Here is a 12,537-nt window from a genome sequence, read left to right on the forward strand (position 1 = left end):
CCATGAAAGACGAGTACGACTTCAGTAAGGCCAAGCGCGGGGCGGTTGCCTCCAGCAAAGGCAAGACCCGCATTACCATCATGCTGGACGACGCCGTGATCGAGGCGGCTCGCGCGCTCGCGGAGAACGAAGGGTTTGGTTATCAGACGGTGATCAACAACACGTTGCGTCAGGCGTTGCTCAGCGACATTGGGCAAGTCGCGAAGTCCGCTCAACACGGTAGCGCCACGACAGGCCACCTCAAAACAGGCGTGACCGCCACCGACCTGAAAAGCCTCGAGAAGAAACTCGCAGACGCGCTCAGCGAAATCCGTCGGGTGATGGAACCGGATGTCCGCCCCTAGGCAACAACGCTGTCGTTCTTCGGAGCAACGGAACCACGGCGCTAGCGTCGAACCCCATGCAGAACCATAGCCATGAATGTGATTGAGCGATTCGCCCTGGTGCAGCATCACGGCCCCTATGAAGACTGGCCGAAGAAAACCCTCGTCATCATCAATGGCAGTGTCTCTTCGTTGGCGATCTCGGGCTTCAATCTATTGCGCCAATACGAAACGGCAGCCGGTTATCTGCTGGTAACCGACTTCGACTGTCCCTTCGAAGAGGCTGTTTGTTTTGTACTGATCAGCAAAGACCTTAAAACAGTGCTGAGCGAACGCACCGTCGGCCAGATGTACAACTCGTTTTTACTCAACGAGGTCTTCTGGCTGGATGATGCGCATTTCTACGCGACCTTCCACGACTACCCCGATTACCGGTTTTATTTCACCATTCGCCCCTACGGCGTGCCCTGGATCTATCCACGACTGGGGCTCGCGTGCAGGCGCTTTAATGCCAAGCGCGGGCAATGGCGGCGCGATATTCGTTAGGACGAGCGTCGATCAGCCCTGTTCGGCGGGCTCAATCAAGCGCTCAAGCACCTGTCTCAACCGCGCATTCACCGGCACCCGAAGCCCGAATTCGCTTTCCAGCAGCCCCAGCAATTCATCGACATCCGTCACCTGGCGCCGTTCGCTCTCGCTGCCGATCCGATGGATTGCAAAACTGCCGTTGTTCAGCGTCCGCCGCCAGCCTTCCCCGGTCCGCGCCACCATCAATTGCTTGGCGAACGACGAGTCCGGATAGGTCGAGACATACCAGTTGCCGACGGCGTAATCGATGTCCTCCTGACGCTGCAGATCGAAGATGTACATCGCCCGCCACTCATCCGCGACCTTCGCGCGAAGGGTGTAGCCGTCTTCATGGTGTTCAATGCGATAAGCCTCGTGAGGCGTGGGCTGTTCGGCGTCGGTATCGAGTATCAGCGGTGCGGTGGGCACCATGCCGCCGAAGCCGACATCACTGATGTAGTGCACGCCGTCCAGGGTCACCAGGCTCAAGCGGTGAGTGCGAGCGGTCCAGGCGCCTTCCGGCTGACCCATCACCACCCGACCGCTGATGCCGCGAGCCTCAAAACCCAGCGCCTGAAGCAGGGCCAGGAAGCTGTTGTTCAGTTCATAACAGTAGCCACCGCGCCCTTGATGGAGGATTTTCTGCTCCACGGACGGCAAGTCGATCAGGACCGGTTCGCCCGATAACGTGGTGAGGTTTTCGAATGGGAACGCGCCGGTATGCCGCAGCTGAAGTTGCCGCAGGGTGTCCAGGGTGGGCGCCGGGGCAGCGCTGTAACCCAGGCGTTGCAGATACAGATCCAGATTCGTCAGGCGGGGCTCGCTCATTGCTCAATCCTTATGCACGGGGCCGCAGGTCACTGCGCCGATGGGCGCCATTTATAAGGGATAACCCGGTTTGACCGACAATAGATTTCGCCAATCGCCACCCGCGCAGAATCACCGCCGCTTGCGCGCCCCCAGCCGAATCCACGTTGGCGCATGGTCGCTGGCATGGGGCTCGTTGCGCACCCAGGCATCGACGCCGGCCTCTTGCAGATAAGGACTCAGCGCCGGGTTCAGCAGCAGATGATCGATACGCAACCCGGAGTTTTTCTGCCAGTGCTGTCGGAAATAATCCCAGAACGTGTACAGGCGATCTTCCGGGTAAAGGTGCCGCAGGGAATCGGTCCAGCCCTGGTCCAGCAGCCGCTGATAACAATCGCGACTCTCGGGTTGCAGCAGCGCATCCTTGAGCCAGGAGCGCGGGTTGTAGATGTCCAGGTCGGTGGGCACCACGTTGTAGTCGCCGGCCAGCACCACCGGGTGGTCACTGGCTTGAAGGGCTTGTGCATAGTTGATCAGCCGCTCGAACCAGGCCAGTTTGTAATCGAACTTCGGCCCCGGTTGCGGGTTGCCGTTGGGCAAGTACAGACACCCCACCAGAACCCCGTGAACCGCCGCTTCCAGGTAGCGGCTCTGGGTGTCGGCGTCGTCACCGGGCAAGCCGCGACGACTCTCCAATGGCTGCGCATCCCGGGCCAGGATCGCGACGCCGTTCCACGAGGACTGACCCTGCCAGATCGCGCCATAGCCGACCGCCTCCAGCTCCGCGGCCGGGAACGCGCTGTCGAGGGACTTGAGCTCTTGCAGGCAGACGATGTCCGGTTGCTCTCGTGCCAGCCAGGCCAGCAGATTCGGCAAACGGGCCCGCAGGCCGTTGACATTGAACGTCGCGATTCGCAAAGGCTTCATCGGCCAGGGCTCCTGGTGAAGAGGTGTCTAGGGTGTGACAGCAGTCGGTTCTGGTGGTTGCGCCGGCAAAGCAATGTGCGGCGTAATAGGCGCCCAATGCCCCGCCTGATCTGCCGAGAACACCGACGTCATGGACACCCCCCTCGAAGGCAACAGAATCATCCTGCGCCCCCTGCAATACGCCGATGCCGAGGCGCTGGTGCGCGCGGCCGAAGACGGCGAACTGTGGAACCTGAGCGTCACCGTGGTGCCCTCCTCGACCACCGTCGACAGCTACCTGAAAAGAGCCCTCGATGGCCGCGATGCCGGTAGCGTCCTGCCGTTCGTCATCGTGCTCAAGGACACGGGCAACGTCATTGGCTCGACCCGGTTCTGGAAAGTCGACCGGCTCAACCGCAAGCTGGAAATCGGCAGCAGCTGGATCAGCGCCAGTTGGCAGAAAACCTTCGTCAACACCGAAGCCAAATACCTGATGCTGCGCCATGCCTTCGAAGCGCTCGATTGCGTGCGGGTGCAATTCACCACTGACGAAAACAACCAGGCATCACGCAACGCGATCCTCAGGCTGGGCGCGCAGCAGGAAGGCATCGTGCGCCACGAGCGCATCATGCCGGACGGACGCAAGCGCAATTCGGTGCGGTTCAGCATCATTGATGATGAGTGGCCGCAGGTTCGGCAAAACCTGGAAAAACAACTTTCTCGCTAACGCCACATTGGATCTTCACAAACGAAAAGGAAGTCGTCCCCATGCCTCTCCACTACCGCCTCGGCCAACCCGCTGACGCCCTGTGCATCAGCGGCCTCGCCACCCAGGTGTTCCTCGACACCTACGCCACCGACGGCATGCGCGCCGACCTCGCGCAAGAAGCCCTCACGGTCTACGCACCGGCACGTTTCGAAACGCGCCTGAATGATCCGGCGACTCGATTCGTACTGGCCGAACGCGATGGCCATCTCCAGGGTTTCGCCGAGATCGTCGCCCACGCGAAGGGGCCAATGCCCGGGCTATCGGCGGGAACGGAACTGGTTCGCTTGTACGTGCAACGCCATGCGCATCGACGAGGGATCGGGCAAGCGTTGCTCCAGCACGCCGAAGCGCTGACCCGTGAGGCCGGACAGCCCTTCCTGTGGTTGTCTGCCTGGGTTGAAAACCATCGCGCCCGAGGGTTTTACCAGGCTCAAGGCTATGAAGAAGTGGGCATCACTCACTACGAATTCGGCGGCAATGCCTATGAAAACCGGCTGTTGCAGAAACAACTCGTGCAGGGCTGAAGAGGTACCGCCAATGCGAGTTTTGCGCCACTGAAAGCCAACCATTCGTCATCCAACCGGCACCAACCGTGCCGCCCTGGGACCCATATCAGGTAACGACTCAATTCTGGAGACGTACCATGATCACGACAAAAATCACCTCGCTGCTGCTGGCCGGTTTGCTGTGCACCGCCTCTGTGGCCTATGCCGCCAACGATGCCGCTGATGGCACGGGCACCCAATCCGGCGGCGTCAGTGGTTCGACGCTGCCGCCCAACAGCACCCCCGGTGCACCATCAGGTGCCAACGGTTCGGGCAGCAATGGTTCCGGCTCATCGAGCACGGGCTCGGGCGTCAATGGCAGCAATGGCGGGACCAGTGGTTCGGGCGCGGGCGGTGGCACCGGTGCGGCTGGCGGCGGCACGGGCGGTGCCGGTGGTGGGACGGGCAGCTGAACGCGTAAAGGCAGCTTCTGATTTCGACGTCTGGGGTCAGGGCCTGCCTGTTCACCTCATCAACGATCCGAACGCAGCAAGGCTTCCACGCCCCCCTCCATGGACAGCACTGCCGAACGGTTCCGCCCTGAGTGTTTGGCTTGGTACAACGCCGCGTCAGCCCGCTGGATAAACACTTCGATGCTGTCCCGTCCGGTGGGCACGAACGAATAGCAGCCCAGGCTGACCGTCACGTAACCGGTGGGCGAATCGCTGTGGGTGATGTTTTTGTCCATGACGCTGCGGCGAATTTGCTCCGCAATCACCATCGCGCCGTGAATGTCAGTGTCCGGCAGTAAGACCGCAAACTCTTCTCCGCCGTAGCGCACCGCCAGATCGGCCTTGCGATGGCAACAGGTCTTCAGCGCTCGCGCCACTTCGGCCAGGCAATGATCCCCCGCCACATGGCCATAAGTATCGTTGTAGCGCTTGAAGAAATCGATATCGAGCATCACCAGACTCAGCGGGCTCGCCTGCCGGGCGCCGCGCCCGAACTCGATGTCCAGCGCCCGCTCGAACAGGCGCCGATTGGCCAGGCCAGTCAGGCTGTCGTGGGTCGCGATCAGCTCCAGCGCTTCCTGGGCCGCGCGCAGATCGGCCTCGATCCGTCCCCCATCACGCACCTGATGAATAAACACCCAGCCGAACAGCCCCACGCCCAGCACCACCAAAGCCACAATGACGCTGGATTGAAACGCCGTGGCGTACCAGTCCTTGAGAATCGCGTCTTTCGAGGACGCCGCCGACACCACCAGCGGATACGCCTCCAACTGCCGGTAGCCATACAAGCGAACCGTGCTGTCGACCACCGAGTTGATCATCGCGTTGCCCGCGTTGGCGTTGGGCAAGTGCTTCTGGAAAATCGCGCCTTGGGCCACCGACGTGCCGATCTGCGATTCGATGAACGGCCGACGGGCCAATAGCGTGCCGTCCGTGAGCGCCAGAAACATCGCGCCCTGGTCATCGATGCTGAAGCTTTTGAAGAACTGATCGAAGTACGCCATTTTGATGCCGGCCAACAGCACGCCCTGGAAGTTACCGTTCTTGTCATTGACCCGCTTGGACACAGGAATGATCCACTCGCCGTTCTCGCGACTGCGGATCGCCGGGCCAATGTGCGCCAGGGACGAGACGTTCTGCTGGTGGAACTTGAAGTACTCGCGATCCGACACCCCGGAGCCGCGAGGCAGGTCAGAGAACGAGGTAATGACCCACTGCCCCTGCTGGTCGAACAGGAAAATCCCGTGCAATTGATGCAGCGCCTGAACCCGACTGGCGAAAGTTTTCTGCAGATGCGGCAGCTGGGAGGCGTCATAGCCGTCCATCTGTATCCAGTCCGCCAGGCTGGTCAGCACCAGATCGGCCTTCATGAACGTATCTTCGGCCTGCTGCGCCATGGCCCGCGTGAGGTTCGACGACGCGACTTCGGCCAGTGCCAGGTCGTGGCGCCGTGATTGCTCCAATTGCAGGTACAGCAAACCACACAGGCACAGGCACACCGCCGCGATGAAAAACGCCGAAGCCTTGAGCAGAGGCAAACGTTTCAGTGCGCCGGGAGCGTGATGCGAGTCGTGAATGGGGATAGGCAAAGGGGCTTCCTGGAGGGCACGGCGTGGGCAAAGGCCCAAAACCCTTATTTTTTGTGAGCTTAGTCGATGGGGTTGTCCGGGGCCAATGGGAAAACCCTCTCTGCTAGGATGAAAGGCTTCAGCACCTGCCCTGCAGGTCTATCCACGGAGGAAAACATGAGCACTCAGTCTCACCCGGTCGCCTTCAATACCGCCGTGTTCGATCTCGGCAATGTACTTATCCGCTGGAACCCCAGAAACCTTTACAAAAAGTTGTTCGGTGACGACGTAGAGGCCATGGAAACCTTCCTGGCCGAGGTCTGCCACACCGCCTGGAACGAACAACAGGACCGGGGCCGGACCTGGCAGGCAGCAATCGAGGAAGCCATCAGTCGGCATCCGACCCAGGAAGCGTTGATCCGCGCCTACCACGAACGCTGGGAAGAAACCCTCGACGGTGCCATCGAAGACACCGTCGCCATCCTCGATGAACTGCATGCCAACGGCATCCGCCTGCTGGCGCTGACCAACTGGTCCGCTGAAACCTTCCCGATTGCCCTTGAGCGTTTTGAATTCTTGCAGCGCTTCGAAGGGATTCTGGTGTCGGGCGTCGAGGGCGTGATCAAACCGTCACCGGAAATCTTCCAGTTACTCGCATCACGCTATGACGTTGATATGAGTCGTGCGGTGTTCATTGATGATCACCAGCCGAATATTGAAGGGGCACAGCGGGTGGGGCTTCACGGGGTTCAGTTCGTTAACCCGGCGCAGTTGCGTGAGGATCTGCTGGCGTTGGGGCTGCCGGTTCGAGCAGGCTGAATGGCGGAAACCTCATCGCGAGTTCGCCCGCGATGAGGGCCTGTCGACCGCCACAAAAAAACTCACCCGGCCAACCGCCGCATCGCACTGTGCAAATGCGCACGGGCACTTTCGGCATCCCCCAAACGCATCTGCTCATACGCCCGCTGGGCAATGTCATGGGGCACAGGCTTTAACTCGCGCCGGGTCGCCATCGCCAGCAACTGCACCTGGGCGGCCCGTTCCAGGTAATACAAATCATCCCAGGCCTCGGCGATGGTCGGCCCGCAAACGATTACCCCGTGATTCTTCAAAAAAAGGACATCGGCAGCGCCCAGCACACTGGCAATCCGATCGCCTTCGGACTCATCCAGGGCCAGGCCGTTGTAGTCCTCATCCACCGCCGTGCGCCCGTAAAACTTCAATGCCGTCTGCCCCAGCCACAGCAGCGGCGGGCCTTGCAGCAAGCACAAGGCGGTAGCGTTGGGCATGTGCGTGTGGAACGCCACTTTGACCCGTGGCAGCTGTTTATGCAGCCGGGCGTGGATGTAGAACGCGGTCGCCTCTGGCTGCCCGTCACCCGCCACGACATTGCCGTGGAAGTCACAGACCAGCAGGTTTTCCGCGTTGACCTCGGCGAACGCATAACCGTAAGGGTTCACGAAAAACAGATCATCGCGCCCCGGCACCATGGCCGAAAAGTGATTGCAGATGCCCTCCTCCAAACCGTGCAGCGCCGCCAGTTGAAAGCACGCCGCCAATTCCGTGCGGGCAATGAGGGCGGCCTCCGAATCCAGGTTCAGATCGGCATAGCGCGCGAGGCGGGAACTGCCTGCAAGGGTGTGTGCCATAGCGACGACTCCATGTGTTACCAGCCAAGGGAGGTGAACAAGGGAACGACCTGGTCCAGGGTGTTGAGGATGGCGTCCGGCCGATAGTCCGGCAGTAATTGCCGACCGGTGCCGCGATCGATCCACACGCAACGAAACTGCATGTCCCGGGCGGCGGTGTGGTCGAGCATCGGGCTGGCGCAGACATGCACCACTTGGTCACGTCGCACCCCCAACTGTTGATGAGCGTAGTCAAACAACCGTGGATTGGGCTTGTAGGCGCCGGCCTGTTGCGCGGTGATGACCCGATCGATGTGCCCGCCGAGTTGCGCGACGTTACCGGCGATGATGTCGTCATCGGTGTTGGACACGATGCACAGCTTGAAGCCCATGGCCTTGAGCCGTGCCAGGGTCTGGACCACCTCGGGAAACGGCGACATCCGTGGAATCGCCCCGGCCAGGCGCTGACTGTCTTCGGGCAGGCTCGCCAGCCCCAACTCCTCCAGGGCCCGCTGCAAGCCGAGGGTGCTCAATTGGCGAAACGAACGGTGCGGCGGGGTCTGCTCCAAGTGATGTTCATGCCGGTCGTAGACCGCGATCAGGCGATCGAGTGCTCGCCCTTGTCCTGCAAGATGTCAGCGGCCACAGCTTTCAGGCCTTCATCCCACTGAATCAGCGTGCCGTAGCAATCGAAGGTCAGCCATTTGGGGCGCGGGGTGTGCTGCAGCGTCATGAGCGTTTCCTCTGAGATGAGAGCTTCAGCTTATGAGCGCATGGTGATAGTGTGAAATTAAATCTATACCGCCATCTCAGTTGATAATCGAATAACCAGGAGGCCGCCATGCTCGATCTTGAATTGCTCAAAAGCTTCGTCTGCGTGGTCGACGAAGGCAGCTTCACCCGCGCCGCCGAACGCGTGCACCGGACCCAGTCCACGGTCAGCCAGCAGTTGCGCAAACTCGAAGAGCTGATCGGGCATCCGCTGCTGATTCGCGACCGCACCGGGCAAAACGTCACAGTCACCGAACATGGCGAACGCCTGATCGGCTATGCCCGGCGCTTGCTCGCACTGTCTTCGGAAGCGGTACAGGCCCTGGCCAGCGACGTCGATCTGCAGATCCTGCGCCTCGGCGTGCCGGAAGACTTCGACGCCCGGCGCATGGCCATACTCCTCGCCGGTTTCAGCCAGGCCAGGCCCCACGCACGGCTGGAAACCATCAGCGGCATGAGCCTGGACCTCAAGCAGAAACTCGACGCCGGTGACATCGACATCGCCCTGATCAAACGCGAACCCGACAGCGGGCCGTGCTGGGCGGCCTGGCCGGAAGTGCTGGTGTGGGTCAAAGGTGCGGGGGTCGACTCGGCTAACGGAGTGTTGCCGTTGGCGCTGTTTCCCCAGGGTTGTATTTACCGGCAGCGGGCGACCCGATTGCTGGATGTGGCCCAACGGCCCTGGCGTGTGGCTTTTGGCAGCCATAGCTTGACCGGGATTCAAGCGGCGGTGGCTTCGGGGTTGGGGATTTCTGTGTTGCCGGAGTCGGCGGTGTTGCCGGAGCACACGGTGTGTACCGATTTGCCTGAATTGCCGGCATCGGAATTGGCGTTGGTCAGTCGCGAGGGCACGTTGACCGGGATGCAGCGGGCCTTGGTTGAATTTTTGAAGGGGGCGTTGAGTGAGGAGGCGCGGGGTTGAAGATCACGCCTCCGGGTTTTGTCAGTTGGATTTGGGCTTGTTGATTTCGCGTAGAAGGTCGGTGGTGGGGATGTGCAGGGTATTGGTGTAGTAAGGCTTGTAACCGTAGGCCGTAATGACGACCTTGCATGGAATATCTGCCTTATTTGCCAACATCGAGTTCAGTTCGCTGACTGAAAGATTTCTTCGGGAAGTTCCTTTATTACGTGTCTCGCTCAAAAAGGCGCGAGTGACATAATTGAACGCCCCTGGGGAATGAGCGATAGCACTTTTTTCAATCAAACCATAAGCGGAGCGTTCGATAATGTTGCCGACAGAGAAATCACTGTCATTTTCCAACGCGCAGACAAGCTTAGTTGAAGCCTGCCCCAATCCCTCGCCTTGCCCATAAAGGTCCTGCAGATTAACGCTGGCGCTGAAACTGACATCATAAAGAGGCAAGTCTCCTTCCCGCTCAATGGATACAAACGCCAAATCTGCTGAAGGCTTATTATGATCTTTGGCACATGATGCGCAGGCCAAAATCAAAAGAACCAGCACTATCCTTTTCATATCATGGGAACTCTTTCATGATGGATTCGTACATGATGTCGCCTGCAGACTTCGCACCTGCAATGGGTCTAGTTAGCATTGCGACTGCATTGTAATGATTGGTATCCATCGTGACGTTAATAGCGGGACCACCCGAAACCCGCCATTTCTCACCAAATTCTGCAACCGAGTCAGACTGATCCTTCTTCGTAGGCACTGCTTTTACATTTATCCATTGCTCAGCTACCGGGGTGGGCGTCTCCCGGTAGATATCCGAACCTAGCCAGACCAATGCGCCTTCACCCACTGGGTCGAGGGTGATCAACATTTTTATCTTGTACCCCCAATCAGACATTATTTTGGATAAATGCGCACCATTCCACCCGCCCAAACTATGCCCCACGATATATACAGGGCACGACTTATAGGGAATTACATCCAGTACGAATTTCTGAATGTCCTTTTTACCCCTGACTTCGTTATACCCTAACCATTCGGAACGATACTGACCTAGTTCTTTCAAGCATAGCGTTCGTGGATCGAATGCAGTCTGGGCATCTTGGGCGTTTCCAAACGTCCCGGAAAAATAGTATTTCTCCTTATCTCCCGCCCCACCCACAAAAAAGACAATTACCTTGGTACTCTCAATCGGCACCCTCTTCTCACTGACATCCTTCTTATCCGTCAGCGTGAATTCGCCTTGCTGCTTATAAGTAACACCTTTCGCACAAGTAACCGTTCCACCACTCATGCCTTACTCCTCCAAAAACAACTTGATGCTTTCAGGCAGATGCGAGCTGATCGCGTGGGTGAACCCCGCCGCATCAGACACCCCGTGCTCCTGCCGGCCATCCGCACGCAAAATCATGTACGGGTGGTTCGGCATCGGTTCGCCGGTCGTCGCGTTCACCAGTTTCAATTTGTCGGTGAAATTGACCGGCATCGGCAATAGCCCGGTGAATGGCGCCGTGACGACGGTATCGCCAATGATCACCGTGCCCGATCCGCCAATGAACACATTGCCGTGAGCCCCCACGCTGTCGAGGGTTGCGGCGTTCAAGCCGTTGATGAATACGGTGGCAGAGACGCCGCCGGTGATCGGGCTGCCACAGGCCGATTTGTCGGTCATGCGCGCCGCAGCGAGGCCATCGAAATTGACGTTGGGCGAACCGCTGGCGATGGGGTTCGTGCCGTGTCCCGGCAGCGGGCAGGCGGTGGGGTCGGTGAGGCGGGCGGCGGGTTTTCCGCTCATGCTAAAGCTCCTTGCAGGCTTTTCTGGCAATCCATTGAAGCGCGCAAGGATGAGGGATGTGGCGGATTTGATCAAATGCCGGGTTCTGGAACCCTCAAAAACTCGAACCGCTGCAAGCCCTGTGGGAGCGGGCTTGCCCGCGCCCACAGTTTCAGCGTTTTAACCGAGCGATTCAGCGCGACGGCGGCACCCGAATATCCCCATCACGACACGAGGTCTTCACGCCTTTCCCACATGCGCCGAACCCCAGATCCTTGCCCATGCACACCCGCACTTCCGACAACTCGGGGCCATTGCAGATCACCGCGATGCCATCCGCTGCAATCCCGGGATTGCTCTGGCGGAACAGGTTCGCGATCTCCTGGGCCTGGAAGTAATGGGTGCTGCTGAAGGGTTGCAGTTGCTCCGGGATCTTCACCGCGCCGACGGCTTTGTCCGCCGCGTCCAGATACCCCGTGGCGCCCAGGCCACTGCAGGTGCCGTGCTTGGCCCACTCGTGTTCGAGCAATTTGGGGGTCGGGAACAACGTCAGTCCTTGCGTCCGCTCGGCCGGTGACAGCGCCACCATGGGCGGGCACGACTCCGGCCAGCCGCCCTTGGCGTATTGCGGCCAGAGGCCGTGGAGCACGAAGCCATAGCCTTTGCCGGAACATTGCGCGTCGTCTTTGTGAGTCAGGCAGAACGTTGGCGACCAGGACAGCGTCAGCAAGTAGTAATCGAACACCCCCGCCACTGACTCGACCGGGGCCTTGCCTTGCTGCGATTGCCGAGCGCTGCTCAGGCCGATGTTGCCGAACGTTATCGCCAGGATAGCGATGACTGCGTAAAGCTTCTTCATATACCCACTCCTTGGGGATCGTGCCTGGCCGGATATCGGCCAAGGGATGGTTTTGTCACGCTTGTGTTGCAAGCGCATGACGCAGGGCAAAACGTGCATTACCTTGAAGGGGCTACGATCACACTTACATCACGACAGGGAATCGAAATGAGTAAGGCAGACGAGCTCGCCGCAAAACTGAAAGAAACCCGACACGCCGCTGATGCGACCACCGGCACCGATCAGGCAATCGACAGTTGGCCGGGCGAGGTTTACGCAATGTATCACCAGATCGAAACGTGGCTGAAGCCATTGCTTGAGGCTGGCCTGAGCATCCGCCGCAACCCGACCCATGTGTTCGAACGCCACCCTGAGGGTGCGACTTACGCCTACGCCATCGACCAATTGCTGATCGACGGCAACCACCACAACATCACCTTCGTGCCGATCGTGCGCTTCACCGCTGACGGTGCAGGCCGGGTCGAGATCCACCTCAAGGGCAAAGAGATTCCGCTGCTGCGAACCGTCAGCGAACACGGCGAAACGCAATGGTGGCTGCAGTCGATCGAGCAGTCCGGGCAACAGCCGGATGCCGTGGCGCTGACTGAGGTCAATCTGCTGTCGGTGGTGCAGGAAGGCCTGGAGCTATAAATCCTTGGTGCGAGCGAGCTTGCTCGCT

Annotated in this window: 16 protein-coding genes and 1 pseudogene; 8 read left to right on the plus strand and 9 right to left on the minus strand. The window is 59.6% G+C overall.

The window, feature by feature from the left end; translation table 11 throughout:
* The first annotated feature begins 2 nt into the window (after positions 1–2).
* Both FQ192_RS12785 and FQ192_RS12790 read left to right on the plus strand, forming a co-directional pair.
* A complete protein-coding gene (locus tag FQ192_RS12785) occupies positions 3–344 on the plus strand; it encodes a BrnA antitoxin family protein (RefSeq protein ID WP_256672277.1) in 342 nt (113 codons plus the stop codon).
* Between the two features lie 72 nt (positions 345–416).
* Entirely contained in the window at positions 417–869 is a 453-nt protein-coding gene (locus FQ192_RS12790; protein WP_149658918.1) for a hypothetical protein, read from the plus strand.
* A 12-nt stretch (positions 870–881) separates the two neighbouring features.
* Here FQ192_RS12790 and FQ192_RS12795 read toward each other — a convergent pair whose 3' ends face one another.
* A complete protein-coding gene (locus FQ192_RS12795; protein ID WP_149658919.1) occupies positions 882–1,718 on the minus strand; it encodes an arylamine N-acetyltransferase in 837 nt (278 codons plus the stop codon).
* Between the two features lie 111 nt (positions 1,719–1,829).
* Positions 1,830–2,624 carry an exodeoxyribonuclease III gene (gene xth / locus FQ192_RS12800; RefSeq protein ID WP_149658920.1) on the minus strand — a complete coding sequence of 265 codons (795 nt, stop codon included), beginning with the start codon at positions 2,622–2,624 and terminating at the stop codon, positions 1,830–1,832.
* Between the two features lie 130 nt (positions 2,625–2,754).
* On the opposite strand from xth, the gene FQ192_RS12805 reads away from it, so the two are divergent.
* The 3 genes from FQ192_RS12805 (at position 2,755) to FQ192_RS12815 (ending at position 4,330) form a co-directional block, all read left to right on the plus strand.
* Positions 2,755–3,330 carry a GNAT family N-acetyltransferase gene (locus tag FQ192_RS12805; RefSeq protein WP_149658921.1) on the plus strand — a complete coding sequence of 192 codons (576 nt, stop codon included), beginning with the start codon at positions 2,755–2,757 and terminating at the stop codon, positions 3,328–3,330.
* 41 nt (positions 3,331–3,371) lie between these two features.
* Entirely contained in the window at positions 3,372–3,896 is a 525-nt protein-coding gene (locus FQ192_RS12810) for a GNAT family N-acetyltransferase (RefSeq protein ID WP_149658922.1), read from the plus strand.
* Positions 3,897–4,015: 119 nt separating this feature from the next.
* Positions 4,016–4,330, plus strand: a complete 315-nt coding sequence (locus FQ192_RS12815) for a hypothetical protein (protein WP_149658923.1) — start codon at positions 4,016–4,018, stop codon at positions 4,328–4,330.
* Positions 4,331–4,389: 59 nt separating this feature from the next.
* On the opposite strand, the gene FQ192_RS12820 is transcribed toward FQ192_RS12815, so the two are convergent.
* Positions 4,390–5,958, minus strand: a complete 1,569-nt coding sequence (locus FQ192_RS12820; protein ID WP_149658924.1) for a GGDEF domain-containing protein — start codon at positions 5,956–5,958, stop codon at positions 4,390–4,392.
* 156 nt (positions 5,959–6,114) lie between these two features.
* On the opposite strand from FQ192_RS12820, the gene FQ192_RS12825 reads away from it, so the two are divergent.
* The gene (locus FQ192_RS12825) at positions 6,115–6,756 is read left to right on the plus strand and encodes an HAD family phosphatase (protein ID WP_149658925.1); all 642 of its coding nucleotides are present in this window, start codon (positions 6,115–6,117) and stop codon (positions 6,754–6,756) included.
* Between the two features lie 62 nt (positions 6,757–6,818).
* Here the strand turns inward: FQ192_RS12825 and FQ192_RS12830 are convergent, their stop codons facing one another.
* A complete protein-coding gene (locus tag FQ192_RS12830; protein ID WP_149658926.1) occupies positions 6,819–7,586 on the minus strand; it encodes an aldolase in 768 nt (255 codons plus the stop codon).
* Between the two features lie 17 nt (positions 7,587–7,603).
* Positions 7,604–8,298: pseudogene (locus FQ192_RS12835) on the minus strand (haloacid dehalogenase type II).
* Between the two features lie 108 nt (positions 8,299–8,406).
* Between FQ192_RS12835 and FQ192_RS12840 the strand changes: the two are divergent.
* Positions 8,407–9,258 (plus strand): LysR substrate-binding domain-containing protein, encoded by an 852-nt coding sequence (locus tag FQ192_RS12840; protein ID WP_149658927.1) that lies wholly within the window; start codon positions 8,407–8,409, stop codon positions 9,256–9,258.
* A 21-nt stretch (positions 9,259–9,279) separates the two neighbouring features.
* On the opposite strand, the gene FQ192_RS12845 is transcribed toward FQ192_RS12840, so the two are convergent.
* The 4 genes from FQ192_RS12845 to FQ192_RS12860 all read right to left on the minus strand — a co-directional run bounded on the left by FQ192_RS12845 (position 9,280) and on the right by FQ192_RS12860 (position 11,879).
* On the minus strand, positions 9,280–9,810 hold the full coding sequence (locus tag FQ192_RS12845; RefSeq protein WP_149658928.1) for a hypothetical protein: 531 nt from the start codon (positions 9,808–9,810) through the stop codon (positions 9,280–9,282).
* 1 nt (position 9,811) lies between these two features.
* Positions 9,812–10,540: an alpha/beta hydrolase gene (locus tag FQ192_RS12850; protein WP_149658929.1), complete on the minus strand. Its 729-nt coding sequence runs from the start codon at positions 10,538–10,540 to the stop codon at positions 9,812–9,814.
* A gap of 3 nt (positions 10,541–10,543) precedes the next feature.
* Entirely contained in the window at positions 10,544–11,041 is a 498-nt protein-coding gene (locus FQ192_RS12855) for a PAAR domain-containing protein (RefSeq protein WP_149658930.1), read from the minus strand.
* Between the two features lie 172 nt (positions 11,042–11,213).
* Complete coding sequence (locus FQ192_RS12860; protein ID WP_149658931.1) at positions 11,214–11,879, minus strand: ribonuclease T2; 666 nt, start codon at positions 11,877–11,879, stop codon at positions 11,214–11,216.
* Between the two features lie 147 nt (positions 11,880–12,026).
* Here FQ192_RS12860 and FQ192_RS12865 point away from each other — a divergent pair, with 147 nt between their 5' ends.
* Positions 12,027–12,509 (plus strand): hypothetical protein, encoded by a 483-nt coding sequence (locus FQ192_RS12865; protein ID WP_149658932.1) that lies wholly within the window; start codon positions 12,027–12,029, stop codon positions 12,507–12,509.
* Positions 12,510–12,537: the final 28 nt, after the last annotated feature.

The organism is Pseudomonas sp. ANT_J12 (genome assembly GCF_008370045.1).
Taxonomy (GTDB): Bacteria; Pseudomonadota; Gammaproteobacteria; order Pseudomonadales; family Pseudomonadaceae; genus Aquipseudomonas.